20 protein-coding genes are annotated in these 26,170 nt (G+C 72.2%); 11 read left to right on the top strand and 9 right to left on the bottom strand.

The features are described 5' to 3' along the window. The first annotated feature begins 14 nt into the window (after positions 1 to 14). From IH61_RS0107020 to IH61_RS0106995, 6 genes are all read left to right on the top strand, one after another. Complete coding sequence (locus tag IH61_RS0107020; RefSeq protein WP_051836441.1) at positions 15 to 347, top strand: WXG100 family type VII secretion target; 333 nt, start codon at positions 15 to 17, stop codon at positions 345 to 347. Further along, positions 344 to 1,960 carry a hypothetical protein gene (locus IH61_RS0107015; RefSeq protein ID WP_031066561.1) on the top strand — a complete coding sequence of 539 codons (1,617 nt, stop codon included), beginning with the start codon at positions 344 to 346 and terminating at the stop codon, positions 1,958 to 1,960. Before IH61_RS0107020 ends, IH61_RS0107015 begins: the two co-directional genes overlap by 4 nt. Continuing rightward, positions 1,935 to 2,468 (top strand): hypothetical protein, encoded by a 534-nt coding sequence (locus tag IH61_RS0107010; RefSeq protein WP_234327063.1) that lies wholly within the window; start codon positions 1,935 to 1,937, stop codon positions 2,466 to 2,468. The genes IH61_RS0107015 and IH61_RS0107010 overlap by 26 nt, the downstream gene beginning before the upstream one ends. 32 nt (positions 2,469 to 2,500) lie before the next feature. Then, positions 2,501 to 3,034, top strand: a complete 534-nt coding sequence (locus tag IH61_RS0107005) for a hypothetical protein (RefSeq protein ID WP_051836439.1) — start codon at positions 2,501 to 2,503, stop codon at positions 3,032 to 3,034. Between the two features lie 21 nt (positions 3,035 to 3,055). Then, positions 3,056 to 3,577, top strand: coding sequence for a hypothetical protein (locus IH61_RS0107000; RefSeq protein ID WP_051836437.1), 522 nt, complete (start codon positions 3,056 to 3,058; stop codon positions 3,575 to 3,577). 114 nt (positions 3,578 to 3,691) lie between these two features. After that, the gene (locus IH61_RS0106995) at positions 3,692 to 3,910 is read left to right on the top strand and encodes a hypothetical protein (RefSeq protein ID WP_031066553.1); all 219 of its coding nucleotides are present in this window, start codon (positions 3,692 to 3,694) and stop codon (positions 3,908 to 3,910) included. A gap of 169 nt (positions 3,911 to 4,079) precedes the next feature. On the opposite strand, the gene IH61_RS0106990 is transcribed toward IH61_RS0106995, so the two are convergent. Next, positions 4,080 to 5,087 (bottom strand): NADP-dependent oxidoreductase, encoded by a 1,008-nt coding sequence (locus IH61_RS0106990; RefSeq protein WP_031066551.1) that lies wholly within the window; start codon positions 5,085 to 5,087, stop codon positions 4,080 to 4,082. A gap of 279 nt (positions 5,088 to 5,366) precedes the next feature. On the opposite strand from IH61_RS0106990, the gene IH61_RS42635 reads away from it, so the two are divergent. Then, positions 5,367 to 6,902 carry a serine/threonine-protein kinase gene (locus IH61_RS42635; protein WP_051836436.1) on the top strand — a complete coding sequence of 512 codons (1,536 nt, stop codon included), beginning with the start codon at positions 5,367 to 5,369 and terminating at the stop codon, positions 6,900 to 6,902. Between the two features lie 27 nt (positions 6,903 to 6,929). On the opposite strand, the gene IH61_RS0106980 is transcribed toward IH61_RS42635, so the two are convergent. Further along, positions 6,930 to 8,390: a sensor histidine kinase gene (locus IH61_RS0106980; protein WP_031066547.1), complete on the bottom strand. Its 1,461-nt coding sequence runs from the start codon at positions 8,388 to 8,390 to the stop codon at positions 6,930 to 6,932. A 14-nt stretch (positions 8,391 to 8,404) separates the two neighbouring features. After that, positions 8,405 to 9,115, bottom strand: a complete 711-nt coding sequence (locus IH61_RS0106975; protein ID WP_031066545.1) for a response regulator transcription factor — start codon at positions 9,113 to 9,115, stop codon at positions 8,405 to 8,407. A gap of 217 nt (positions 9,116 to 9,332) precedes the next feature. On the opposite strand from IH61_RS0106975, the gene IH61_RS0106970 reads away from it, so the two are divergent. The 4 genes from IH61_RS0106970 to IH61_RS0106955 all read left to right on the top strand — a co-directional run bounded on the left by IH61_RS0106970 (position 9,333) and on the right by IH61_RS0106955 (position 13,801). After that, positions 9,333 to 10,679: a ferredoxin reductase family protein gene (locus IH61_RS0106970; protein WP_031066544.1), complete on the top strand. Its 1,347-nt coding sequence runs from the start codon at positions 9,333 to 9,335 to the stop codon at positions 10,677 to 10,679. 53 nt (positions 10,680 to 10,732) lie between these two features. Further along, positions 10,733 to 11,209: an FMN-binding protein gene (locus IH61_RS0106965; protein WP_031066538.1), complete on the top strand. Its 477-nt coding sequence runs from the start codon at positions 10,733 to 10,735 to the stop codon at positions 11,207 to 11,209. Next, a complete protein-coding gene (locus tag IH61_RS0106960; protein WP_031066536.1) occupies positions 11,206 to 11,952 on the top strand; it encodes an FAD:protein FMN transferase in 747 nt (248 codons plus the stop codon). The genes IH61_RS0106965 and IH61_RS0106960 overlap by 4 nt, the downstream gene beginning before the upstream one ends. 106 nt (positions 11,953 to 12,058) lie before the next feature. After that, complete coding sequence (locus tag IH61_RS0106955; RefSeq protein ID WP_037971841.1) at positions 12,059 to 13,801, top strand: hypothetical protein; 1,743 nt, start codon at positions 12,059 to 12,061, stop codon at positions 13,799 to 13,801. Positions 13,802 to 13,900: 99 nt separating this feature from the next. On the opposite strand, the gene IH61_RS0106950 is transcribed toward IH61_RS0106955, so the two are convergent. The 6 genes from IH61_RS0106950 to IH61_RS0106925 all read right to left on the bottom strand — a co-directional run bounded on the left by IH61_RS0106950 (position 13,901) and on the right by IH61_RS0106925 (position 26,150). Then, positions 13,901 to 14,632, bottom strand: coding sequence for a hypothetical protein (locus IH61_RS0106950; protein WP_031066529.1), 732 nt, complete (start codon positions 14,630 to 14,632; stop codon positions 13,901 to 13,903). 208 nt (positions 14,633 to 14,840) lie between these two features. Then, on the bottom strand, positions 14,841 to 15,284 hold the full coding sequence (locus IH61_RS0106945) for an ArsR/SmtB family transcription factor (protein ID WP_051836434.1): 444 nt from the start codon (positions 15,282 to 15,284) through the stop codon (positions 14,841 to 14,843). Between the two features lie 24 nt (positions 15,285 to 15,308). Beyond that, positions 15,309 to 16,346 (bottom strand): LLM class flavin-dependent oxidoreductase, encoded by a 1,038-nt coding sequence (locus IH61_RS0106940; RefSeq protein ID WP_031066523.1) that lies wholly within the window; start codon positions 16,344 to 16,346, stop codon positions 15,309 to 15,311. Positions 16,347 to 16,575: 229 nt separating this feature from the next. Beyond that, positions 16,576 to 16,965, bottom strand: coding sequence for an SCO5389 family protein (locus IH61_RS0106935; protein WP_031066521.1), 390 nt, complete (start codon positions 16,963 to 16,965; stop codon positions 16,576 to 16,578). Between the two features lie 74 nt (positions 16,966 to 17,039). After that, the gene (locus IH61_RS0106930; protein WP_031066519.1) at positions 17,040 to 18,584 is read right to left on the bottom strand and encodes an MFS transporter; all 1,545 of its coding nucleotides are present in this window, start codon (positions 18,582 to 18,584) and stop codon (positions 17,040 to 17,042) included. A 216-nt stretch (positions 18,585 to 18,800) separates the two neighbouring features. Next, entirely contained in the window at positions 18,801 to 26,150 is a 7,350-nt protein-coding gene (locus IH61_RS0106925; RefSeq protein WP_051836431.1) for a LamG domain-containing protein, read from the bottom strand. Between the last annotated feature and the right edge of the window lie 20 nt (positions 26,151 to 26,170).

Below are 26,170 nucleotides of genomic sequence, written 5' to 3'. Positions count from 1 at the left end.
ACGGGGGTGTCGCCATGTCAGGTGACGATGCGAAGGCGGGGGGACCGGAGTTCAAGGTCCGGCCGGGAGAACTGAAGGACGCAGCGCCGACCTTCGAGACCCAGAGCAAGGCCCTCAAGGAGGCCGTCGACAAGCTCAGGAAGACCCTGACCGACGCCGGGAGCCCCTGGGGAGGTGACAAGCAGGGCAAGGAGTTCGCCCAGGCGTACAACGGTCCGCACGACAACGTACTGAAGGCCCTCGACGTGCTGGTCACCGGGCTGACCAGCATCCACGACGGCCTGATCGCCCACGCCGACAACCACACCGACACGGACAACCACGCCCGGAAGAACCTGACGCCGTGAGCAAGTCCTCGGTCGCCAGGGCCGTCCAGAAGGTCACCGGCATGTGGTGGCCCGACGCCGACCCCGGCAAGCTGCGCAAGGTCGCCGACGCCTGGGACGCGATGGCCACCGCCCTCGACAACGTCACGGTGCCCACCAACAAGGCCGCCGCCGCCATCGTCGCCAACAACCACGGCCCGGCGATCGACGCCTTCGGCAAGTTCTGGGGCCGCTACTACGGCGGCAAGGACAAGGGCTGGCTGCCCGAGACCGCCGCCGCCTGCCGCGCCCTCGCCAAGGCCCTGCGCGAGTTCGCCGAGGCGGTCGACAAGGCCATCGAGAAGCTGGAGGAGGAGGCCGCCCTCGTCGCCGGCACCCTCCTCGTCGGCACCGCGCTCGCCCTCGTCACCCTCAGCCTCTCCGAGGGCGCCGCGCTCGCCGCCTCCGCGGCCATCGTCGCCACCGCCGCCTCCGTCGGCGTCACCGTCTCCGAGACCGTCGCCCTCATCGCCGCCACCGTCCTGGTCGGCGCCACCTTCGGTGGCCTCGAAGCCATCACCGTCGACATCGCCGTCGCCCAGCCCATCCGCGTCGAACTCTTCGGCGACGGCGGCTACAGCCTCGACGAGGTCAACGAGGCCGCCAAGTCCGGCGAGATCCTCGGCGCCGCCGGCGGCGCCCTCGGAGCCGGCGGCCGCGTCGCCATCCGGGCCGCCGACAGCGCCGAAGCCGCCGCCCCCCTCGCCCTCTCCGGCCTCGCCAAAGCCGCCACCGCCGCCGAAACCCTCCCCGGCCGCATGGCCGTCGGCGCCGGCCTCACCTACGCCTACGACACCACCTTCCAAACCGGCCCGGTCATGCCCCTCGACCTCATCGCCGCCGCCGCCGGCGCCGGCGCTGCGCCCCGGCGCCCGGCCGGGCGGTCCAAGGTCGCGATGCCCGAGGAGCCGCAGCCGCTCGGGGGAGTGCACCCCGGCACCACGGGCGCGAACCCGGCTCCGGACCGGGTCGCGTCCGCCGCAGCAGCCGTTCCCGAGGGTGACCTCAGGGCGGAATACCTCGCCAGGAGCGATCCGGACGCACTGCCGAAGTACGAGAAGATTCGTGCGATGACCGACGATGTGGCGCGAATCGCGGACAACCTGGAGATTGACGAGAGCATCGTCGCCAAGGCCAAGGAACACCTATTCCTGACGAAGCACAAGGTTCAGTTCGGCCCCGGCGACAAGGTTGTGGAGGGGGAGTACTTCAACGCCCACGAAGAAATCGCCGACTACTGGCTGCGGAGTAGGAACTGGAATGCCACGGATATGACGAAGGGAATTGTCAAGGGCATCATCGCTCACGAATACGTGGAAAGCATCCTCATGGCAGCCGGCGTGCCGTATCGCACGGCCGTCGAGAGTGCATGGGCGGACCCCTACGACCTTCACCCGAGTAACGTCGGAGCACACGAGTTGGCTCCGGAATCCATGAGTGGATTTCCCCTCACGCTTGAGGGTACGCTGAAGCACTGGCAGAAGCTCGGAATCACGCCGCCGGACGTTCCGATCGCTGACAACCTTTCAAATCTGGACCTGCTGGCCCAATCGGCTCTGGAGTGGTGGCATGCAAACAGGCAAGAGTCTCACTGATGAAATGACGGAACGTCTGGTCAACATCAAGTGGACCAATGTCGAGGGCCGTAACGCGCATGTTGCTTCCAGGGCGATGCTGATGGTCGAGTACCTGCGTCGGGCCGCGCTCTGGGCCGAGGTGCTGGGTGGTCCGTCGAAGTGGCCCTTCTTCGACATCGCGGGAGCTGTCGCTCCCGAGGTGCGGATCGCCCCTGAGGTCGCAGAGCAGCTCGAGGATTTCCTCGTCGCGAACGTCGGCGGCATCGGAACCGAGCGCGCCTGCATGGCCGCCGTACGGTGGGCGACTCTCCAGGACACGCCCGGGGTGCAACTTCCGGACCTCCCCGATCCGTTCGAGCCTCTCCTCCTCGTGTACGAGCGCGGCGGGGAGGTCATCGCCGACGAGAGCCGGACCTTCAACTTCGGCGGCCGGTCGGTGCGGATCAAGCCCTGGCAGGAGCACCTCTCGGCGGAGCCCGCAATCTCGCTCGATCCGGCCGTTCTCGACGCCCTCGACCAGGAATGAGGCGGGGCGGAAGCCCCGATGCCGTGGGAGCGATGGCCGACCGGCTCAAGGCCATCGCGTGGAAAGCGCCTGGCACGGCCATCAAAAAGGGCTTCTCGCGCGCCGCGCTGATGGAGGAGTACTTCCGGCGGGCCGCTCTCTGGCTCGACGCTTATGGAGAGCCGCAGATGTGGCCGTTCTTCGACCTCGCGGAGATCGTCGACCCTTCTGTCCGCGTCGACCCGGTGCTGATCGAGGACATCGAGCTCTTCATCGACGACGCCTGCGGTTCCTCGTACGCCATGGACAGCGGTGCGGCCGCCGTCCAGTGGGCCGCCCTGACCAGCGCGCCCGGCGTGCAGCTCCCGCCGCTGCCGGATCCGTTCGAGCCGCTGCTACGCCTGTACGAGCGCGGTGGCGCCAGTTTCCAGTTCGCCAACGGGTTCATCGACTTCGGCATGATCATGGTGCCGCGCGGCCGCTGGCGGGGGCACCTGGCCCTGGACCCGGTCGTCGAGTTGGACGACCGGGCCCTCGACGTGCTGGACGCGGCAGGCTGGGCCCGCTTCGAGAACCCGACCGGCTGACAGGAAATGAGTGGCGCTCAAGTGACGGATGACTCGTCGCGCGTCGTGCTGGAGCGCTTGCGGGCTGTCGAGTGGAACGATTGGGACGGTGCACAGGCCCACACCCGGTCCCGGGCCGCCTTGATGCGCGAGTACCTGCGCCGGTCTGCCTGCTGGGCCGATGCGTTCGATGCCGTGGACCTCTGGCCGTTCTTCGACATCGCCCGGTACATCGACCCTGCGATCCGCGCCGATCCCGAGGTCGCCACCGAGCTGGAGACGTACCTCTCGGGCGCCATGCGACGTCCCACCATCCGGGAATCCTGCCGCGGTGCCGTCCACTGGCCCGCGTTTCGGCACCGGGCCACGGTCGAACTCCCCGACCTGCCCGATCCCTACGATCCACTGCTGCTCATGTTCGAGCGGGGAGGCGGATTCCACGTCGAGGAGTTCATCGACCTCGACGGCATCGCGGTTCGCATGGGCCGGCATTCCGATCGCCTCTCCCAGGCCCCTGTCATCGCGCTCGACTCGGCCGTTCTCGACGCCCTCGACCAGAAATGAGAGGGAAGGACAACTCGGACGGACGGTCGGCGGGCACCGACGGAGCTGATCGAACGGGTCGGGAGGAGTTGCGCGCCGCAGAGCGCGGCTGTCCAGAAGTGCTGCGCGGGAGCCTTGCACTTCGCCGCCCTCAAGGAATCCGGCACAGCCCTGCCCCGGCTTCCCGACCCGTACGAGCCCGTCGTCTCCCTGTTCGAGAACGGCGGTGGGTTCAGTCTCGACGGAACCGGGATGATCGACATCGATGCCACCGCGAGCATGGGTCGAGGCAGCCTGGCGGAGTGGCTGGAGCGGTGCAACTCCCGGACCTGCCGGACCCGTTCGAGCTGCTGATCCTCGTGTACGAGCGGGGCGGGGAGGTGATCGCCGATGAGAGCGGGGTCGGGCGGAGCCTTCAACTTCGGCGGCCGATCGGTGCGGTTGGTCAGGCCGTGGCCGATCAGGGTGAGCGCGAGACGATCCGCGAGGGCGAACGCCTGCGCGCCGCCCTCGCCCGAGATCCTCAGTTGAGCCGCAGGACGAGCTTCCCGGTGTTCTCGCCCCGGAACAGCATCCCCAGAGTCGCCGGGAAGTCGTCGATGCCCCCGTCCACCACGTGCTCCTTCACCGTGATCCGCCCCTCGCCGATCCAGCCCGCCAGCTCCGCGGCCGCCTCGGCGTAGCGGCGCGCGTAGTCGAACACCACGAACCCCTCCATCCGCGCCCGACGCACCAGCAGCGCCAGGTAGTTGGACGGGCCCTGCACGGCCGTCTCGTTGTTGTACTGGCTGATCGCCCCGCACACCACCACCCGGGCGCGCATCGCCAGCCGGGAGAGGGCGGCGTCCAGGATCTCCCCGCCGACGTTGTCGAAGTACACGTCGATGCCGCCCGGCGCGTGCTTGTGCAGGGCCTCGCGGACGTCCTCGGCCCGGTAGTCGATCGCCGCGTCGAAGCCCAACTCCTCCGTCAGCACGGCACACTTGGCGGGCCCGCCCGCGATGCCGACCACCCGGCAGCCCTTCACCTTGGCGATCTGCCCGACGAGGCTGCCCACCGCCCCGGCGGCCCCCGACACCACCACCGTCTCGCCCTCCTTCAGCGCGCCGACCTCCAGCAGCCCGAAGTAGGCCGTCATCCCGGGCATCCCGAGCGCGCCGAGGTACGTCGACAGCGGCGCGAGCGCCGGGTCGACCTTCGTCGCACCCCGCCCGTTCGACACCGCGTACTCCTGCACGCCGAACACGCCCGCCACGTGGTCGCCCACCCGGAACTCCGGGTGGTTGGACTCCACCACCTCGACCACCGAGCCGGCCCGCATCACCTCGCCCAGCCCCACCGGCGGCAGGTAGGAGGGCCGGTCGTCGAGCCAGCCGCGCATCGCCGGGTCCAGCGACAGGAAGCGCGTACGGCCGAGGAACTCGCCCTCCCCGGGCGCCGGGACGGGCTCGGCGCCGTGCGCCCAGTCCTCGGGGAGGACCTCGCCGACGGGGCGGCGGGCGAGGCGGATCTGGCGGTTCGAGGTGGTCATGGCGTCGGTCAAGGCGTCTCCTGGGTCACGCGGCAGGGTCGGATGCGCCGATTCTAAGCAAGCGCTCAGTCAGTCCGCCAGCTCTTGGAGAGCTCCTTGTGAACCGCCACCGGGCCGTACGTGGGCGCAGGCGTCGGCGCCGATCGCGCCATGGTGACAGTACGGAGTCGGGGCGTGCGACGGGGTGATCTCCCCAGTACGCTGCGGGAAACGGATCGTGACGCGCGACACACGCCCCCGGGGAGGGGAGCGGCCGCGCCGAGCAGGGGGAGGATCGCGTTGGGCGGCGAGGAGTTTCGGTTCCGTCCGCTACGGGACGAGGACCCGGACGAGCTCGGCGGCTTCCAGCTCGTGGCCAGGCTTCCCACCGGCGGTATGGGGGAGGTGTTCCTCGCCCTCTCGCCCGGCGGCCAGCCGGCGGCGGTCAAGGTCATCCGCGACGACCTCGGCCAGGAACCGGAGTTCAAGCGCCGCTTCGCGTACGAGGTGACCGCCGCCCAGCGCGTCCGCGGCGCGTACGTCGCCCCGCTGCTCGACGCGCAGGCGCACGCCGACCGTCCCTGGCTGGCCACCACCTACGTCGCCGGTCCCTCCCTGCGCGAGCTCGTCTCCGACCACGGCGCACTCCCCGCGGGCCAGGTGCTGCAACTCGCCTGGGGCATCGCGCACGCGCTCACCGACATCCACCGGGCCGAGGTGGTGCACCGGGACTTCAAGCCCGGCAACATCATGCTCGACGAGACCGGGCCCAAGGTCATCGACTTCGGCATCGTCAAGTCCCTGGCGGAGACGGCGGTCCACCGCAGCCAGTCCACCCGGATCGGGACGCCGCTGTACATGTCGCCCGAGCAGGCCAAGGGCGATCCGGTCGGCGCCTCCTCCGACGTGTTCGCCCTCGGCTCCACCCTCTACTACCTCGCCACGGGCGCGGACGCGTTCGGCGCCGACAACGAGATCGCCGTCGGCTACCGGATCATGGCCGAGGAGCCGGACATGTCCGCCGTCCCTGAGCCCCTGCGCGACCTGATCGCCCGCTGCCTGCGCAAGCGCCCCGACCGGCGGCCCACCCCGGAGGCCGTCCGGGAGTGGTGCGAGGAGGCCCTCGGCGACGCCCCCGGCCCCGGCACCTGGATGCGCATCACCGGCGCCAGCACGGCCGTCCGCCGCCGCACGGACGCCCTGCACGCCGTACGGGTCGGCCTGACGGCGAACCGGCCCGAACCCACGGCCGTCCGGACGGAACCCGCTCCCACGGTCGGGACGGTTCCGTCGGTGCCGCGCAGGCGTTGGCGGGCCGCGGTCAGGCGCTGGTTCTTTCTGGGCGGGGCCTGTCTGGCGCTGCTGGCCGCGGCGGCGCTCCCGTTCCTGAGGGAGAGCTGGTCGAGGAAGGGAAGTGACGTCCAACTGGTGGAGAAGGTCTACGAGTTCGACCCGAGCCACCTGTTCGAGAAGGTGTCCAGCGGCATACCCGGAGTCGAGGGTCTCTGGGCGCTGCTGCCTGCGGGGATCGTCGGCACGACGGTCGCGCTGGCCGTTGCCGCGGCCTGCATCCTGCGGCACCCCGAAGGCGGGAACGTATGGGCCCTCGGCAAGGCGGTCGGCACGGTGTTCTGGATGTGGATCGCCGGAGTGGTCTTCGTCGGCGGGATCACCGTGGTGACGACCTTCGGCCTGGCGGTCGAAACCGACGCCCCGGGCTACATCCAGCACCTCGTCCTGCTCCCCGGCGGCTGGTTGCTGCTCCTGGCGAACGCCCTGGCCGCCGGCGCCGTCCGCCTCACCTGGCTGCCCGACGAGGCGGCCGTGACCGCGTGATCGAAGCACCGGTCCGAGCCCGCCCGCTCAGGGGGCGGTGCCGGGCAGGAGCACGGTGAAGACCGTTCTCCCCGGGTGGCTCTCGACGCTCACGGTGCCGCCGTGGGCCTCGGTCACCGCGCGGACGATGGCGAGTCCGAGGCCCGTGCTGCCGGTGGTGCGTGAGCGGGAGGGGTCGCCGCGGACGAAGCGTTCGAAGACCTGGGCGGCGAGTGCCGGGTCGATGCCCGGTCCGGTGTCGGTGACGGTCATGGCCACGCCGTCGGCGGTGGGGGCGAGGCGGAGTGTGACCTCGGTGCCGTCGGGGGTGTGGGCGGCGGCGTTGGCGAGGAGGTTGGCGATCACCTGGCGCAGGCGGTCGGCGTCGCCGCGTACGAGGACGGGTCGTTCGGGCAGGTCGAGGCGCCAGTGCCGGCCGGGGGCGGTGGCGTGGGCGTCGGCGGCGCCGTCGAGGGCGAGCCTGGTGAGGTCGACCTCGTCGTCGGCGAGCGGGCGTCCGGCGTCGAGGCGGGCGAGGAGCAGCAGGTCCTCGACGATCGCGCCCATCCGGCGGGACTCGGCCTCGATGCGGCCGAGGGAGCGCCGTACCTCCGGCGGTACCGGGCCGGGGTGGCGCAGGGCGAGTTCGGCGTGCCCGCGCACCGTGGCGAGCGGGGTACGCAGTTCGTGGCCGGCGTCGGCGGCGAAGCCGCGCAGGCGCTCCTCGACCCGGTGGCGCCGGGCGAGGGCGTCCTCGACGTGGCCGAGCATCCGGTTGAACGCCGAGCCGACGCGCCCGATCTCGGTGCGCGGGTCCTCGTCCGGGACGCGGTCCGACAGCGCCACCTCGCCGCTGGCGAGCGAGAGCGCGCTCACCCGCTCGGCGGTGCCCGTGACGCGTTCCAGCGGGCGCAGCGAGAGCCGCACCCACACCGCGCCGGCGATCCCGGTGGCGGCGAGGGCCACGCCGAAGACCAGCAGCTCGACCATCACCAGCTTGTGCACGATCGCGTCCACCGGGCCGGCCGGCAGGCCCGTGACCAGCACGTCGCCGTCCCGCCCGGCCACCGCGCGGACGCGGTAGCCGCCGAGGGAGGCCAGGCGGACGCCGTGCGCCGAGCCGTCCGGGGGCAGGGCGGCGAGGTGACGGCGGTCGGCGGCGGAGAGGGCGACGAGGTCGTCGGTGTCGGCGGGCCGGTTGCCGGAGGCCACGTCGGCGTCGTCCGCGTCGCCGTCCACGACGCCGGCGGCGGTGACCTTCCCGTCGAGCAGGCGGGCGCCGAAGGTGCCGGGCGCCTGGGCCCGGGTGTCCGTGCCGGGGCCGCCGCCGCCCGTGTGCTCCAGGCTGGCGGCGTAGCGGCCGCCGGCCTGGACGAGCTGCTGGTCCAGCTGCCCGAGCAGGAAGTGCCGCAGCAGCTCGGTGGTCGCCAGGCTGACGCCGCCGCAGGTCAGCACCAGCAGCGCCAGCACCCCGGCGATCAGCCGGGATCGCAGCGTCCTGGGCGCCATCCGGGAGAGCCGCCTCACGGCGCGGCCTTGATCAGGTACCCGGCGCCGCGCACGGTGTGGATCATCGGCGGCCGGCCGGAGTCGAGCTTGCGGCGCAGGTAGCTGATGTACAGCTCGACCACGTGCGCCCGCCCGCCGAAGTCGTACGACCACACCGCGTCGAGGATTTGCGCCTTGCTGAGCACCTGCCGGGGATGCCGCAGGAGGTGGAGCAGCAGCGCGTACTCGGTCGGGCTGAGCTCGACCACCTCGCCGCCCCGGGTGACCTCGCGGGCGCGTTCGTCCAGCACCAGGTCGCCGAGCACCAGCGCGCCCTCGGGAGGCGCCACGGGACCGCCGGGCGTGCGGCGCAGGAGACTGCGCAGCCGTACGGTCACCTCGGCGAGGCTGAACGGCTTGGTCACGTAGTCGTCGCCCCCGGCGGCCAGGCCCGCGATGCGGTCCTCCACGGCGTCGCGCGCGGTCAGGAACAGCACCCGGACCTCGGGCCGCTGCAGGTGGATGCGGCGCAGGACCTCCATGCCGTCCAGGTCCGGAAGCATCATGTCGAGCACCACCGCGTGCGGGTGCCACTCGGCGGCCGTGGCGACGGCGGACGCGCCGTCGCGGGCCGCGCGGGTCTGCCAGCCCTCGTAGCGCAGGGCGGCGCAGAGCACCTCGACCAGGTCCGGCTCGTCGTCGACGACCAGGATGCGCCAGGGCTGCCGGTCGGGGCTGTGGTCCATGGGACTCCGGGGAGCGAAGGGGGCGGGTGCGGCGCCGATTCTGCCAGCCCGCGATGAGAAAGCGGTGAGATCCACAAGGCCCCGCCCGGTCCGGGATACCTGCCCTGACCTGCGAAGATGCCCCTTCGTCCCCAGCGGACTCAGAGGGAACTCAGAGCTTCCGGTGCCAGGCTGACCGAGTACCTGATCAAGAACCCGACCGAGGGGAGGCCCGCCCGTGGCCACAGCCACCCAGGCCCGTCACGCCGGCGCGGGCCGCAAGGCGCCGTCCGTGCGGCTGCTCCCCGCCGCCGTGCTCGCCACGATCGCGGCCGGGGCCCTCGCCGTGCTCCTCCCGTGGTGGCGCGACACCGTCGCCGTCGCGGGAGTCGCCGGGTGGCTGACCGGAGCGGGACGGATCACGGGCCTGCTCGCCGGGTACGCCGCGCCGGTGCTGCTGCTCCTGATGGCCCGGCTCCCGCCGCTGGAGCGCGGGGTCGGCGCCGACCGCCTGGCCCGCTGGCACGCCTTCGGCGGTCGCTGGCTCGTCGGCCTGGTCACGGCCCACGTGCTGACGGTCGTCTGGGGCTACGCGCTGACCGACGGCAGGGGAGTCCTCGCCGAGGGCGTGGAGATCGTGTTCCACTTCTCCGACATGCTCAAGGCCACGGCCGGCACCCTGCTCCTGCTCGGCACCGGCGCCGTCTCCGCCCGGGCCGCCCGCCGCCGCCTCGGCTACGAGACCTGGTACCACCTCCACCTGGCCACCTACCTGGCCGTCGCCCTCGCCTTCGGCCACCAGCTCAGCACCGGCGCCGACCTCGGCGACGGCCCCGGCCTCGCGCTCTGGTACCTGTTGTACGGCGGCACCGCCGCGCTCATCGCCTGGTTCCGGCTCGCCGCGCCCGCCCTGCGCGACCGCCGCCACCGGCTGCGCGTCGCCGAGGTGCGGGAGGAGGCGCCGGGCGTGGTCTCGGTGTACGTGACCGGCGAGCGCCTCGACGAACTGCGGGCCCAGGCCGGGCAGTTCTTCCGCCTCCAGTTCCAGGCGCCGGGCCTGCGCTGGGCCGCCAACCCGTACTCGCTCTCCGCGCCGCCGCACCCGAGGTTCCTGCGCTTCACCGTCAAGGCCCTCGGCGGGCACAGCGCCGCCGTCGCCCGCCTGCGGCCCGGCACCCGGGTGCACGCCGAGGGCCCGTACGGGGCGTTCACCGGCAGGCTGCAGCGCCGGGGCAAGGTGCTGCTGCTCGGCGCGGGCGTCGGGATCACCCCGCTGCGGGCGCTGTTCGAGACCCTGCCCGGCGAGGTCACGCTCGTCCAGCGGTCCCGGCGCCCCCAAGACCTGCTGTTTGAGGAGGAGTTGGCGGCCGTGGCGGCGCGGCGGGGAGGCCGGGTGCACCACCTGGTCGGCTCCCGCGAGCAGGTGGGGGACCTGGGTACGGCCCTGGCCCGCCTGGTGCCGGACCTCGCCGACCACGAGGTGTACCTGTGCGGGCCGGAGGCGATGTCGGCCGACGCCGTCCGCGCCCTGCGGGCGGCAGGCGTGCCGCGCTCCCGGCTGCACCACGAGTCCTTCGCCCTCTGAACCTTCGAACCCCCGCCGCCCCCGAGACCGTTCACCCCTGGAGGAGTACGAACGTGCGCAGAGTCGTCGTCACCACCGCGGCCACCGCCGCCGGGGTGGTGCTGCTGCTGTCGCTGAAGCCCCACGCGGGCGCGGGCGGCGCCGCCACCCGGCCGATCAGCTCCGACGCCGGCCCGCAGCCCACCACCCCGGCCGGCCCGGGCTCAACGGCCACGCCGGCCGCTCCCGGCTCAACGACCTCCCCGACCACCACCACCCGCACCGTCACCGGCGACGCCGCCGACACCCGCTACGGCCCCGTCCAGGTCAAGGTCACCCTCGCCGGTACCCGGATCACCCGCATCGACGTCGTGCGCTACCCCAGCGAGAGCGGCCGCGACCGCTCCATCAACTCCTACGCCCTGCCCCAGCTCAACCAGGAGGCCATCACCGCCCAGAGCGCCGAGATCGACGTCGTCTCCGGCGCCAGCTACACCAGCGACGGCTACACCCGCTCCCTCCAGAGCGCCCTCGACAAGGCCCGCGGATGACCACGCCCCCGCTGCGCCACGCCGAGCACGTCATGGGCACCGTCTTCTCCTTCACCGTGCGCGACCCGGCCCCCGCCGCGCTCGGAGCCCTGCGCCGCATCACCGACCGGCTGCACGAGCTCGACACCCTGTTCTCCCCCTACCGGCCCAACAGCCCCGTCAGCCGCCTCGGACGCGGCGAACTCGCCCTCGCCGACTGCGATCCGCAGATCGCCGAGGCGCTGCGCCAGTGCGCCCGGATCGCGGAGGAGACCGACGGCTACTTCACCGACCACCCCGCCGGATGCCTCGACCCGTGCGGCTGGGTCAAGGGCTGGGCCATCGAGGAAGCCTCCCGGGCCCTGTGCGACGCAGGCTCCACCGAGCACTGCGTCAGCGGCGGCGGCGACGTGCAGACCGTCGGCGGCCCCTGGCGGATCGGCGTTGCGGAGCCGCTGCAGCCCGGCGTCCTGGCCACCGTGATCACCGGCCACGACCTGGCCGTCGCCACCTCCGGCACCGCCGAACGCGGCGCCCACATCCACGACCCGCACACCGGCCGCCCGGCCACCGCCCTGGCCTCCCTCACCCTGGTCGGCCGCGGGATCGCCGACACCGACGCCTACGCCACCGCGGCCTTCGCGATGGGCCCCGACCGTGCCCTCGCCTGGGCCGAGGCCCACCCCGACCTCGAGGCCCTCGCCATCCTCCCCGACGGACGCAGCCTCGCCACCCCGGGCCTGGCCCGCTGGACGGCCGTCTGACGGCCGCTTGACGGCCGCTTGACGGCCCGGAAAACCGGTCGACAGAAGACGATCACTGTGGCAGGCTGCCACCCATGATCAACGGAAACGAGTTCTCCCAGACCTGGTGAGCGCCCAGGAAGAGCGCCCTGCGCTCACGCCCCCGCTCACCCTTCACGACCGCGCGCTGAACCTGCTGCGCGCCTCCCCGGGCGAAGTTCCGGCACGACGCGGCTACCACCTGCCCGCAGAACCGGACGCCGACGAGGAGACGCCTCCCTGGGGCGAGGTCGACACCCTCGCCGAGGAAGCGCTCACCCCGCTGCCGCCCGAGGCCGAGGCCCTGGCCCGCCGTTTCGAGCGCCTCGGCCTCGGCGCGCTCCACAAGTACCGGATCGCGCGCGTCGTCGACCGCCTCCCGTTGCCCGCGGACCAGGAGGACACGGCCCGCGCCCTCGGACGGCAGCTGACCCGCACCGGCACATCGGTCCCCGCCGTCGCCGTCGGCCTCGCCCTGCTCGCCCGCTTCGGCGAACCCGAGGACGTCCCGTACCTGTCGGTCCTCGGCCTGTACCGGGACTTCAACATCCTGGCGGTCCACGCCCTCGACACCCTCGACCGGCGGCGCTCCGCCGTCGTCTGGCTGGCGGTCAACGCGAGCCGCCCCGAACAGGGTCCACTCGTCGAGGCCCTGTGGCGGGACGACCGGGACGCCGTACGCGCCGAACTGCCTGTGCTCCCCACCGAGCGCCGACTCCTGTCCGGAGATGTCGCCCGACGCATCGCCGACGCGTCCAGGCTGGCGGACCTGCTCGACGAACAGCCCGCCGACACCCGCCTCCTGGCCCGCGCGGGCCTGCTGCTCGCCCGGATGGGCCGCTCGCCGGATGCGGCGCGCGACCTCCTCGCCTACGGCGACGCGCTCAGGCTCTACGAGAGCGTCGTCACCCGGGCCGACGAACTGCCACCCACCCTCGACCACGCCGCCACCCTGCTCTCCCTCGCCCTGGACCTGAGCAGCGGCAGCACCGTCCTGCTCGACTGGCCACCCGGCCGCCGCACGGAACTCCTGGACACCCTCCGCCACCTCCTCGCCGAGCCCCGCTGGGCGGAGGTGAGCGAGCCGGACCAGCAGCACCGCACCGACTGGCTGCGCCGCACCCTGCGGCGGCTGCCCGAACACCCGCTCCCGCCCGGCGGGTTGCGCATCGAGGTGGTGGTCGGTGACCCCGCCGACCGACAGCGCGTCGAGACCCGCATCCTCGTCGACGGCCGCCCGGTCGTCCCGGAGGTGTTCGGTCACGGCGCCGCCAACAGGCCCGAACACGTGCTCAGTGACGGCCAGTTGAGGGCAACGGCCGAACCGCGCGAGGTGCAGCTCGCGGTGGCCGACTGCGCGGAGGAGTGCTGCGGCGCGCTGTACGTCACCATCCGCCGCGACGGGCCGGAGGTGGTGTGGGAGAACTGGCGATACCCGAGCATGCTGCCCGGCTACCGCACACCCGCACCCGAACTTCCCGCCCACCGCTTCGACGCCGCCGCGTACGACGCCGAGATCACCCGAGCGGAGACGGACGACTCCTGGTCCTGGCCGGCCCGCACCATGGCCCACCTGATCAGGACGGGCCTGGCGCAGGAACCCGAGCTGCTCAAACGCTGGAACGCCAAACCGGGCTGGATCAGCGTCAATCCCAGCCGTCCCGACACCGTCGTGGTGACGATCTGGCAGTACCGGCTGCCGGAGGAGAATCCCGCCCGCCTCCGCTGGGTGCTCCCGGACGACGGCACCCCGCCCGAGTCCCAGGCCGCAGCCGCCCTCCGCCGCCTCACCGAGGAGGACCCGGCGACGATCGTCGCCGGGAGCGCCTGAGCACGCGGTGGTCTTCGCGGCCGCGACCCACCACGAAGACCACCGCAGTGTGCACCGGCGCCCCAACACTCACTGTCGGCGGTCCACCCCGCCGGCCCCCTAGACCTGGTGGCGCCCCGCGAGGTCGCCGTACCCGCCCGCCGACCACACCGCCAGCCGGAACTCGGGCAGGCTGAGCGCCTGCGTGCCCTGCCCGGCCGAGGCCGCGAAGTGCACGCTGCCGCACCGGTCGCAGTACCAGCTCTGGCGCCAGAGCCGTTCGGCCATGGGCCACCCGTCCGCCAGCCGGCGCTGCCGGGAGCGGTGGAGCACGCCCGCGGCCACCAGCAGGGCGACGGCCGCGACGATGAACAGGATCGACGCCCACAGCGGGACGATGCCTTCCTCGTACCTGACGGGCCCGGGCACGTGGGGCGTCGGCTCGTGGGAGCTCGGCGGCCAGAACGGGCCGTTGCCCGGGGCTGGGTGCGTGACCCAGTCGGGCGGCGACAGGTCGGGCTTCTCCATGACGGGCGTGCTGCGCGCAATGGTGCCCTGGACGAGGGTGAAGATCGCGGCGATCGTGCCCGGGACGCCCACGAACGCGAGCAGCGTCACGGGGATGCTCGGCCTCTGCGGCTTGGGCGCCAGCGCCCGCCCGAGCGCGGAGAGTTCCTCCCGGGTCTCGGTGTGATCCGGGCGTCCCCTCTCGCCCCGCACACGGACCCTGACGGTCCGGTGCTCGGCGAGGTGCACGGCCGGCACGCCCCGGAGGGCGTCGGCGAGCCCGCAGTTGGGGCAGGGCGGCAGCGTGACCCGTGGCTGCGCGGGTACGGCGTCGTCGATCGTCATGCGCGGTGATGTCCCCCCGGTTTCACAGCCTGACGGCTGTTCGTATGGGCAGGGACGCCACCGCCCGACGCCCGGTTGCACGCGAACTGAGCAAGACCGACCGGAAATTGGAGAACCCTGGTCGGTGACGACGTCAGCAGCCGTGGCCACAGCCTGGTGGCTCCTGGTCGGCTGTCCCTGGTCCGAGAACGCCCGTCCGCCCCCGCCCCTACCCGGCCGCGTCCAGCAGGTCCATCCCGAGTGGGGTGATCGTGTGCAGCACCGTCGAGCGGTGCCGGTGACTCGTCACGAGCCCGGCACCGCGCAGGACGGCCACGTGTTCCGAGGCGGTCGCGAGCGCGACGTCCAGGCTGTGCGCGAGGGCGCTGGTGGTGGCACCCGGGCCGGCGGCCACGTCTCGCAGGACGGCGGCGCGGGTGCGGCCGAGGGCGGCGGCCAGCCTGCCGCCCGTACGGTCCCCACCGTCGTCCCGGGCCGGAGCGAACGGATCCGCCTGGAGCGGGTCGTACGGCAGCGGGTAGGCGAGGGTCGGCCGGTCGACGCCGTTGACCAGGGCGCGTGGGGTGGGCCCGCAGAAGAAGAGCGGCAGCAGGGTGAGGCCGCGCCCGCCGAGGTGGGCGTTCCGCTCGGCGGCCCAGGGCAGTTCGAGCACGGGCGGGCGCCAGCGCCGCCCGCCTCAGCCCAGGTCGGAGCCCGGGCGCCAGCCGAGCGCGGGTGCGAGCCGGGTGGCGAGGTCGGTGAGGATCTGCTCGTAGTCCTCGCGCCCGAAGGTGAACGGCAGGGCGAACGCGACCTCGTCCACCTCCCGGAAGCCCGCGTGGGCGTGCAGCCGTTCGACGAGTTCCTCGGTGGTGCCCACCAGGTCCGGGGCGAACAGCAGCCGCGCCGGCCCCTGCGGGGTGAGGGTACGGGGGGTGCGAGCGGCCGCGTACGCCTCGTACCTGGCGCGCTGTTCGGGGGTGGCGGAGTCGGTCGGGATGACGACGAGGCCCTGGGAGACCCGGGCGCGCTCGCCCAGCGGGTGGTGGCTGCGGAAGGTGTGGATCAGCCCGGCCTGGATGGCGGCGAAGTCGAGGGGCGGCTCGGGGTCCTCGGCCTTGACGACGCTGCTGGTGAGCAGGCTGAGCCCCTGCTCGCCCGCCCAGCGGACGGAGCGGGTGCTGCCCGCGCCGTACCAGAGCCGGTCGGCGAGCCCGGGGGAGTGCGGCTGGACGCGCCGCGAGTACTGCTCGATCCCCTCGGTGCCCTCGACGTCGGAGGCGTCCTCGCCGCGCACCAGCGCGAGGAAGCGCTCGGCGCGGGCGGGCGAGAAGTCCTCCCGCTCCCAGGTGTCGGGGTAGAGGGCGCCGCGCACGTTCTCCCAGTGGACGGGCGGGCCGACGCTGAACCCGGGGTTGAGCCGGCCGCCGGAGAGCACGTCGACGGTGGCGAGGTCCTCGGCGAGCCGCAGCGGGTTCTCCCAGCCGAGCGGGGTGACGGCGGTGCCGAGCTGGATGCGGCTGGTGCGCTGGGTGGCGGCGGCGAGCACGGCGACGGGGGAGGAGATCCCGTACTGGAGGTGGCGGTGGCGCAGCCAGGCGCTGTCGAAGCCGAGCCGTTCGCCGAACGCGATGAGGTCGAGGGTGTCCTCGTGGCCCCGGCGCGGGTCGGCCTCGTCGAAGAGCCCGATGGTGAGGAAGCCGAGCTTGCGCAGCGGGCGGGGGTTCGACGGCATGGTGGCGGCTCCGCGTGGTGTGGGGCTGGCCCGGGAGGGCCCGGGGCCGGGGTGCCCGTCGAACCTACGCACCGGTATCGGCGGGCCACAAGATCGGCGCGCGATCCGGAAACGGGCGCGCAACACGGCGCAATCGGGGTTCACGCGGGGAGCGCGCGAGCCCGCCCGGCGAGCCTGGGACGGGGCTCGCCGAACGGGCGCGGGGGGAGCGGGTTCAGCGGGAGGGGGCTCAGCAGCTGCGCAGCTCGGGGCTCTGGTTGCGGATCTGGTTGTGCAGCGAGGTGAACTCGAGGTACGCCTCGCTCTCCTCGGAGCCCGGCCGGAACGCGCCGACGCGGTGGCAGTTGACGAAGGCGAGCTTCACCCCGAAGTGGTCCTCCAGGCTGCCCCGGATCGCGTTGCTCGCCAGGGCGCGCAGCAGCTGGGCGCGCTGCTCGTCGCTGGGCGTGGTGTTGTCGGTGGTGAACTCCTCCTCGGTGGCGGCGAGTTCGGTGCTGAGCCCGGCGACGACCTGGTAGGCGTACGGGAGCGAGGTGCGGACGGTCTCGAGGAAGTCGTCCTGGGCGACGCGCCCCTCCTGGGCCTGGGCGAGGAGGGCGGGGGAGACGTCGAGCGACATGGGTGTCCTCATTCCTGGTTATCGAAGATGAAAACCATTACAAGAAGGACTGTGCCGGGCTCCCTGACGCCCTGTCAAGCGGCGCCCCCGGGCGAGGTCTCGGAGGAGGGGGCCTCCGGCCTGCGCACCTTGACGACGAAGACGGCGATCAGCACCGCCAGCGACGCGAAGACCAGCCCCATCTGGAAGGCGCTCGCGATGCCGTGCACCAGCACTTCCGAGGAGTACGGCGCCGGCAGTCTCCCGCTCGCCCTGAACTCGGCCGCCTGCTGCGGGGTCGCCTGCCGCAGGAACGCGGCGATCTGCTGCCGGGCCTCGTTGCGGCTCGCCGTGCCGTACACGGTGACGAGGATCGACAGCCCGAGCGAACCGCCGACCTGCTGCGTGGTGTTGAGCATGCCGGTGGCCGCGCCGGCCTCGTGCGGGGCGACGTGCGAGACGGCGGTCAGCATCACCGGGACGAAGATCGAGCCCATGCCGAAGCCGAACATCAGGGTCGGCCCGAGCACGCCGCCCGCGTAGGTGGTGTGGGAGTCGATGCGGGTGGACCACAGGACGCCGCCCAGGACCAGCAGCGAGCCCGCCATCAGGAAGGGCTTGGGGCCGAAGCGGATCTGGTTGCGCGCGGCGAACTGGGCGGCCGCGATGATCGCCGCGCTGATCGGCAGGAAGGCGAAGCCCGCGCGCAGCGGGCTGAAGCCCAGGATGTCCTGCACGAACAGGGTCACGAAGAAGAAGATGCTGAACATCGCCGCCGCCACGCAGAGCATCAGCCCGTACGCGCCGGAGCGGTTGCGGTCGCGGAACAGGTGCAGCGGCGTGATCGGCTGCGGCGCGCGCCGCTCGTTCAGCAGGAAGGCCGCGAGCAGCACGACGGCCAGGCTGAAGGCGAGCAGGGTGACGGAGTCCGACCAGCCGTGTTCGGAGGCGCGGATGAAGCCGTACACCAGCGAGACCATGCCCGTTGTGGCCGTGAAGGCGCCGGTGAGGTCGAAGCGCCCGGGGTGGCGCTCGGACTCGTTGATGTACAGCGGCGCGAGCAGGGCGATGGCCAGGCCGATCGGCACGTTGACGAAGAACACCCACCGCCAGGAGAGCCAGGAGGTGAGCATCCCGCCGAGCAGCAGCCCCACCGCGCCGCCCGCGCCCGCCACGGCGGAGTAGACCCCGAAGGCGCGGTTGCGGGCCGGGCCCTCCCTGAAGTTGGTGGCGATCAGCGCCAGCGCGGTCGGGGAGGCGATGGCGCCGCCGAGGCCCTGGAGCGAGCGGGCCGCGAGCAGCCAGGCGGAGGACTGGGCCACGCCGCCCAGCAGGGAGGCCGCGCTGAACACGAGGACGCCGACGACGAAGACCCGCCGCCGCCCGAGGATGTCGCCGGCCCGGCCGCCGAGCAGCAGCAGGCCCCCGAAGGTGAGGGTGTAGGCGTTGATGACCCAGGACAGGTCGGTGGTGTTGAACTTCAGCGCCTGCTGGATGTGCGGCAGGGCGATGTTCACGATCGTGATGTCGAGGACGACCATGAGCTGGGTGGCCGCGATGACTGTGAGTGCTATCCCTGGGTGCTGGCCCCGACGTGCGGTCGCGGGCGGAGCCTCGGCCAGGGCACGTGAGGTGGCCATGGCAGGTTTCCCCAATGTGCGCGGGGGCGGACGAGAGGCAGGGGACGGATTCGTACACCACTACAGAAGACGGTATCTCCGGGAAATAGAGAACACAATCGTTCATTAGGGACGTATTTGTTCTTCCCGGGCATCGCACGGGCATCGCACGGGCATTGAAGGCGCCTGCCCGCCCGCCGTCGGCGCGGCGGGCAGGCAGGCGAGGGGGAGGAGCGGTCAGTTCTCCAGTCCGAAGTACCGGGTCAGGTACTCGATGATCTCCGGGGCGTGCGGGACGAGTTCGGGCAGCTGGGCCGCGAGGGCGGCGCGGGTGGCGGTGGCGAGGGCCGCGCTGCTGGTGGCGGCGGGGCGGACGTACGGTTCGAGGCGCCTGATCAGCTCGTAGTTGCTGTCGATGTTCTCGGCGCGCATCGCCTTCTCCAGCGGCGGCGCTCCCGCCGGCGGGATGGGCGCGAGCACCCGGCTGACGTAGGTGACCCGGTGCAGGACGCGCCAGCACGGGGGCTTGGCGGAGCTCTGGCGGGTCTGCCGCAGGGCGGCGGCGTCGGGGGCGTCGCTGTTCGACAGCCAGGTCGGGTCGACGACCTTGTTGTAGAAGTCGTCGAAGTTGGCGCTGGTCTCGCCGAGGTAGAAGGTGAGGAAGCGGTAGGCGTCCACCTTGCCCGGCACCAGGACGGGCTTGCCCGCCGCGTCGTAGACGGCCTTGCCGTCCTTGTCCCGGCGTTGCAGGTCCCCGTTCGGCGCGCACTGGACGTCGAGGCCGAAGGTGCGGGTGGAGTCCTTGGTCCTGGCCTTGGTGAGGCTGAGGCTGCCGCCCCGCGAGGCGTCGAGGTGGATGGAGAAGCCGAAGGGGCCGAGGCCGAAGCTGAGGTCGAAGGAGCCGCCGACCGTGGCGCTCATGTTGTACGCGCCGGAGGTGGTCTCGCTGACGGCGTCGGTGGCCTCGGTGGTCTCGGCGAAGAAGCCGCCCTGGGCCGTCCAGACGTAGGTGTTGACCAGGTCCCGGCGCGCGAAGCCGCCGGCGGTCTTGCTGCCGGCCGTGTTGCGGCGGGTGTCCGGGCCGATGAGCACGCCCATCGTGTGCAGGGCCGACTTGGCCTGGGCCTTGGCCGCCTCGTCGATGGTGTTGCGGTCGATCTCGGTGGAGATCGACTCGTAGAAGGCTTGCAGCCGCTGCTGGTCGCGGGTGATCCGGCGCTTGAGCGCGTAGGCGTCCCGCGGCTTGAAGTAGCTGTACTCGCCGTAGCCGGTGGCGGTGGGGTAGTCGGGATCGGTGACCTTGCCCTGGTCGTTGAAGCCGACCGCGCCGTCGAGGGTGCCCTGCTTGGTGTAGCGGGGGTTGATCGGGAAGTGGATGATGTTCCAGTCCAGCGGGATGTCCGGGTTGGGCATCATCCGGTAGGCGACCAGGGCGCCGGTGTGCGCCAGGCGCAGCGCGAAGACGTCGGCGGTCTGCGACTGCACCAGCGCCATGCCGGTGTTGGCGGGCACGTACCGGCGGCCGATGGCGGAGTTCAGCACCTTGGCCGGGTCCTCGACGTAGCCGGTCAGCGCCAGCTTGGTCTTGCGGGCGGTGTTCTTGCCCTGGCTGATCTTCGTGTCCTCGCTCCAGGAGTTGGAGAACTCCAGGCTGCCCGTCACGGCGAGCTTCAACTGGGCCTTGGCCGCCGGGGTCGCGATGCCGACACCGAGCGGCGCGGTGACCGCCATGGTTCCGGCGTCGGTCTCGGCGCCGAACGAGGCGTTGAAGGCGGTGTTGGTGCTCTCGGTCTTGCTGGCGGACATGCTCTGCAGCACCTGGTCGGCCTCGGTGAACTCCACCGAGGAGGCGCCGGCGTAGCCGTCGGACCTGTCGGTGAGGTTCTCGGACGGCACGGGCGGGGCGCCCTCGATGTAGCCCATGAGCTGCGGGTCGAACTGGGCCTGGCCGACCCATTCGGTGATCAGGTCGCCGACCTTGTACCCGGTGATGAGGTGCCAGCGGCCGTCGCGGACGAAGCCGTAGCAGCGCTTGAGCACACCGATCGCCTGGCCCCTGGCGTCGTACTGGAGGTCGGCGTACTCGGTGGCGCCGGGGGCTCCGGCGATGGTGCTGTGGAAGGGCGTGCGCACGTCGGCGAGGGCCGAGCGCACCTGGGCGGTGTCGGCGGAGACGGGCGCGGTGGAGAGCAGGATGCGGGGCCGCGTCGGGGAGAAGGTCAGGTCGTTGCCACGCAGCCCCTCGTCTCGCACGGAGGTGCTGCCGGGCGCGGTGGAGTCCTTGTCGAACGGCCAGTAGCCGAGCAGGTCCTGCTTGTCGCCGCGCAGGCGGGTGAACAGGTTGTCCGAGATCTGCTCCCGGGTGCGGACGGCGCGCCAGATCCGTACCTCCTCCAGGGTGCCGGTCAGCAGCTCCGTCGGCTTGCCGCCCACCAGGCGGGCGCCCAGGGTGAGTTGGTGGTCGCCCGAGGCGTCGCGGTCCTGGGCGGTCGCCGTGCCCTCGGACAGCGGGTCGCCGTTGCGGTAGAGCCGCAGGATGCTGGCCCTCGGGTCGGGGTCGCGGGTCCAGCGGGCGCCCCGCAGCTTCGCCGGGAAGGAGCCGCCGAGGTCGAGGGTGACGTTTCCGGCGTTCTCGTTGAAGGGCCAGCAGGCCAGGAGACCCTTGTCGCGCGGGCCGACGGGCAGCCCGAGCTGGGGTGCGGTGCGCGCGGTGTTCCACAGCCGCACCTCGCCCAGGACGCCACGCAGCCCCCGGCCCATCTCCACCGGGCTGGTGTTGGCCTGCGAAGTGGCCCCGCCCCACAGGGTGGTGAGGACCAGCTTGCCGTCGAGGTACAGGTAGATGCGGACGTCCTGCGTGGCTGGGCCGGCCTCGCCCCCCTTGATGTTGCCGGCGGTGTCGGGCTGGCGCTGCCTCACCACGGTCACCCGGTGGAAGGCGCCCAGGGTCACGGTCTCGGTGGAGGTGAAGCGCGTGGCCTTGCCGCCGGCGTCGGCGAAGGCGAACTCCAGCCGGCCGTCGGCCAGGACGCTCAGCTGGTACGGGACGCCGTCCCGGCCGCCGTCGACCACCGATCCCTTGGAGACCAGGACCGCGGGTTTGCCCAGCTGCTCGATCTGGACGAACGCCTCGATGGTGAGGTCCTCCAGGATGTTCAGCGAGTCCTGCGACGCCACCGACAGGCCCTCGCCGCCCTCCGGGCGCACCGCCCAGGACTGGGTGAAGGTCGCGGCGACGTGGCCCCACTCGTTGCACGGGAAGCGCTCGGCCGACCGCATCACCTGGTTGCCCACCCGGGCGACCACCTGGTAGCCCTTGATCGGCGAGGCCGTGTCGTTCGACCCCTCGAAGTTCCAGTGGCCTATCAGCCCGGGCTCCAGGCCGCCCAGCCGCTGGAACCGCTGGGCGAGGATCTCCTGCGGGGTGCGGACCCGGTCGAAGACGCGGACCTCGTCGATCTGGCCGTAGAGGGAGGTGCCGGAGAACTGCTGATGGCCCAGGACCAGCGGCCCGCTGCCGGTGTAGGCCCCCGTGGCGGTGCGGCGGGCGACCTCGACGCCGTCCCGGTACAGGATCTGCTCGCGGGTGGCGTTCCTGTACACCGCGGCCCAGTGGTGCCACTCCAGGTCCGAGTACGCCTGAGTGGTGGTCAGGTCGTCACTGTACAGCGCGAAGCCGAAGGTGTTGTCGGGCTCGAAGTACAGGCAGAGCGTCCGGTCCTTCTGGCCGTCCAGGGCGCCATGGGTCAGCAGCGGCTCCCGGACGCCGCGGATGTTGTCCCGCTTGGCCCACAGCTCGACGGTGAAGTCGCGGTTCGACAGGTCGAGCGAACCGGTCAGCTCGACCTTGGAGTTGCCGAGGAACTGCCACACCGGGAGGCCGGCGGCGGCGAGCGCCAGGGAGTAGCTCGCCCCGTCCGTCCGGCCGTGGACGAGCCGGCCCTGCCCGGCCGCGGGGTTGACCCACGCCTCCAGGCTGAGGTCGCCGACCGGGGTGACGGCCGGGTACTTGGCGGCGGGCAGCGTCAGGTACTGGTCCTTGCCGTCGAACTGGAAGGCACGGCCGGGCATTTCGGCCCGCCAGCGGCAGCCGCGACCGGCGACGGACGCCTTGGCGGTGCCGTTGGGGACGGATTCGACCCCGCCCGGAGTCAGCCCGATCAGCCGGGACCCGCCGGACAGCAGGACCCCGGGGCGGCTGGACTGTGCCTGGCCCCAGTCATAGACGACGAGGCTGACCTTGTCGCCGGGCTTGATCGCGGTGCCCGCCGCGGTGAGGGTGAGGCTCTTGGAGCCGACCGGGGCCTCGGCGGACGCGGCGTAGTTGGTGCTGCCGATGAGCAGGTGGGCCCGGGCCGGGACGCGGACGGTGGTGGCGGAGGTGAACTCCACCGTGCTGCCTGTCACCTTCGCGACCGCGCCGACCGTGACCGGCCGTCCGGGGTTCCCGGCCAGTGCGGCCGCCAGCTGGTCGGTCTTGCGCGGCAGGGACTTCCAGGTCTCGGTGACCGTCCCGACGGTGACGGTCAGGTCGCACCGGTCGGGGGCGTCGCCGTCGCCGATCCGGATGGTGCAGTTGTCCAGGGTGACGGCGGGGTCGCGGGCGAGGAAGGCGAGCGTGCCGCCGTCCCCGGCCAGCGTCCGGGTGCCGCGGATGACGCCGGTGTCGTAGTACACGGCGAAGAACTGCCCGTTGAGCCCGCGGAAGTACAGCACGAGGTTGCCGGTGCCGCTGTCCATCAGCGCCGGCCGGTCGGTGCCCTGGGCGAAGTCGAGCAGGCAGCCGGACAGGCTCAGGCCGGTGGCGTCCACCGCGAGCAGCGGCATGGCCAGCGTCAGGTCGTCGTCGCCCTGCGCCGCGTTCGTCAGGGCGGCCAACTTGCTCTGGGCGTCCTGCAGTTCCGCCTGCCTGGCGGTGAGCGCGCGGGTCAGCTCGTTGGTGCGATCCTTGGCCGTGCGCGCCTCCTGGAGCTTGCGGCGCAGCTCGTCCATCTCCGCCTTCTGCGGGAGGTACTGCTTGTCCAGCCCCGACCGCATGCCGAGGTTCACCAGGATGAGCAGACCCGACTCCGCCGTGAGGCACTCGCTCGACTGGCACACGGTGGGGTTCGTGACCGCGGAGGGCGAGCCGATCGCGAGCCGGCTCTTCCGGTTGACGAGGCGGATCTCGCGCGTGACGGTGACGTCGTTGTTGGTGGTGACCAGCTGGAACTGCGAAGCAGGGTTGTTCAGCTCGGGCTTGAGCAGGTTCACCCGGGCGTTCTCCGCCGTCGAGTCGCCGTCGACGTGCAGCTCCTGCTTGGTCGCCTCGGCGACCACCCGGAAGTAGGAGCTGTCCTCCGGTCGGCTGCTGACGGGCTCCAACCGCCAGACCGTCTTGTTCGGCTGGTCGCCCTTGTCCTCGGCGAAGATCGCGACGCCGGTGCTTCCGGTGGTTCCGGCTAAGAACAGCCACCGCGCCCGGTAGCCGTTCGGCATCACACGATCGGTTTTGAGCCTCAGGTTGTAGGCGTAGGCGCCCGGGAGGTCCTTCTCGGCGAGGTAGCTCCGCTCCAGGGCGTCGAAGTCCGGCTTCCTCCGGGCCTCTTCCGCCTCGTACTCGTCCGCCTTGCCGGCAGCGCCGGCCAGCTGGGCGATCTTTTGCCGCAGGTCGGCGATCTCCGGCTCCAGCCGCTTGATCGTCTGCTGCAGGACGCTGAGCTGCTCCGAGTCCTGCCCCTTCACCGGCCGCTTGAGCGAGGTCGGGGCGAGCACGTCCGGGGCCTGGGCCAGCCGGCCGTCGCGGCCGACGGCGAAGTCCAGGGCGGCCGTGGACGGGCCCTGGGCGTCCTTGGCGACGAAGGCCAGCATCACCCGGGCCTGCCGCTTGGCGGGCTTGGGGTCGGGGCGGTACCCGGCGACCACGTTCTCCTGCTGGTGGTATAGCACGGCCGACATGCCGGACTCGACCGTGCGCCCGTCGAGGGTGAAGCTGTCGCGCCGCACCCCCGGGTGGTCGCCGACAGAGGCGTCCGAGCCCGTCCATTCCACGCCGCCCTTGAGCGTGCCGTGCAGCGCGTTGTCCGTCTGGTCGTAGGCGGTGGTGCCCGAGCCCTCGTCGAAGCGGTAGTAGGCCACCAGGCCGGGATCGTTGCCGATCAGCCGGTGGTTCATGCTGTCGCCGAGCTCGGCCTCCGAGCGCACCCGGTTCCAGATCCGGAGCTCGTCGAGGTCGCCGTCGAAGTGGTCGCCCGCGCCGTCCTTGCCGATCAGGGTGTTCGCGCCGGTGGCCGCCGTGAACGGCAGCGCGCCGCTGCCGGCCGGCTTGCCGTTGACGTACAGCTTGGCCGTCTTCCCGTCGAAGGTGGCGGCGATGTGGGTGTACACGTCGGTGGGGACGGTCTCGGTGGAGGTCAGCGGGGAGGGCGCCCCGGTGTGGGTGAGGGTCACCGCACCGGTGGTGTCCACGGCCAGCCGGTACTCCCCGTCGCGGCCGAGCACCGGGCCGTAGCGGGAGGTCGGCTTGATCCATGCCTCGATCGAGTAGGCCCCGCCCGCGAAGCGCAGCGCCGCCGGATCCCCCAGGTCGACGTACGGGTCGGCGCCGGTCAGTCGCAGCGCCGTCTCCGCGAATCCCTCGGTGCCCGTCACCGGGACCAGCTCGCGCCCGGTGAACGGACAGGTGCCCGGGCTGCGCTCGAACACCGCGTCCCGGTAGGTCGCGTCCGGGCTGGTGTAGAAGCGGGTGCCCTGGATGTTGAACAGGCCCTGGGCACCCTGTTCGATGTTGAAGCAGTCGACCCGGCCGGTGGCGTCGTTGTGCGCGAAGAGCTGCCATCGCTGCACGTTGCTGATCGCGGTCGGCACGAGTACGGCGGCGAAGCGGCCCCGGGTCAGGTTCCGGACGAAGGACAGCTCCTGGGTCGGCTCGTGGAACGGGCGGCCCTCCATGTCCTCGGTACCCAGGCTGTCCTTGGCCGACTCGGGGTTGGTGGCGTGTCGGCTGCGCTTGAAGCGCACCTCGAGGACGGGCTTGAGCTTGCCGTCGACGAGCAGGAACCGGTCGCACAGCAGGGTGTTGTGCACCAGCGGGATCTTCTTGGTGCCGTCGAGCTGGTAGTCGGTGCGGCCCGCGTCGCCCGAGGAGCCACGGTCGGTGAGCTTGTACACCGCGCCGGGGTCCGTCCCGCTGATGGACTGGCGCAGCACCAGCACGTACGTGCCGTCCGAGACCACGTGGAACGGGGCGTCGGCCGTCAGCCGTGCCGTCGTGGACAGGAACGGGTCGATCTCGGCGGGCAGCGGCCGTTCGTCGGAGCCCGCCTCGGCCCCGCCGCGCTTGACCGTCGGCATCGCCGTCGTCCCGACGGCGGCGTAGCCCACCTCGGCGATCTCCCGGGGGAAGGCCACCTCGGCCGGGTTCTCGCTCCAGTACGCGGCGTCGACGTCGCCCTTCTTCTGCTGGCTGGACAGGTCCAGCACGGAGTAGACGATCCGGCGGGCGGAGTCCATCGCGAACGCGATGGTCGTGCCCTGGTGCCGGGCCATCGTCACGTGCCGGTAGGAGCGGTCCCCGTACGTCTTGAGCAGGGATTCCTGAGGCGCCACTGTTCCCCTTCCACGAGCCT

It is taken from the genome of Streptomyces sp. NRRL WC-3742, from assembly GCF_000720635.1.
Lineage (GTDB): Bacteria > Actinomycetota > Actinomycetes > Streptomycetales > Streptomycetaceae > Kitasatospora.
Note: the sequence above shows the minus strand (reverse complement) of the source record. Positions and strands in the feature narration are given on the sequence as shown.

Excerpts from the sequence above, each read along its gene's own strand:
- IH61_RS0107020 (WP_051836441.1), top strand. The coding sequence starts at position 15 with ATGTCAGGTGACGATGCGAAGGCGGGGGGACCGGAGTTCAAGGTCCGG.
- IH61_RS0107010 (WP_234327063.1), top strand. The coding sequence starts at position 1,935 with ATGCAAACAGGCAAGAGTCTCACTGATGAAATGACGGAACGTCTGGTC.
- IH61_RS0107005 (WP_051836439.1), top strand. The coding sequence starts at position 2,501 with ATGGCCGACCGGCTCAAGGCCATCGCGTGGAAAGCGCCTGGCACGGCC.
- IH61_RS0106990 (WP_031066551.1), bottom strand. The coding sequence starts at position 5,087 with ATGACCACCTCGAACCGCCAGATCCGCCTCGCCCGCCGCCCCGTCGGC.
- IH61_RS0106980 (WP_031066547.1), bottom strand. The coding sequence starts at position 8,390 with ATGGCGCCCAGGACGCTGCGATCCCGGCTGATCGCCGGGGTGCTGGCG.
- IH61_RS0106975 (WP_031066545.1), bottom strand. The coding sequence starts at position 9,115 with ATGGACCACAGCCCCGACCGGCAGCCCTGGCGCATCCTGGTCGTCGAC.
- IH61_RS0106960 (WP_031066536.1), top strand. The coding sequence starts at position 11,206 with ATGACCACGCCCCCGCTGCGCCACGCCGAGCACGTCATGGGCACCGTC.
- IH61_RS0106950 (WP_031066529.1), bottom strand. The coding sequence starts at position 14,632 with ATGACGATCGACGACGCCGTACCCGCGCAGCCACGGGTCACGCTGCCG.
- IH61_RS0106940 (WP_031066523.1), bottom strand. The coding sequence starts at position 16,346 with ATGCCGTCGAACCCCCGCCCGCTGCGCAAGCTCGGCTTCCTCACCATC.
- IH61_RS0106935 (WP_031066521.1), bottom strand. The coding sequence starts at position 16,965 with ATGTCGCTCGACGTCTCCCCCGCCCTCCTCGCCCAGGCCCAGGAGGGG.
- IH61_RS0106930 (WP_031066519.1), bottom strand. The coding sequence starts at position 18,584 with ATGGCCACCTCACGTGCCCTGGCCGAGGCTCCGCCCGCGACCGCACGT.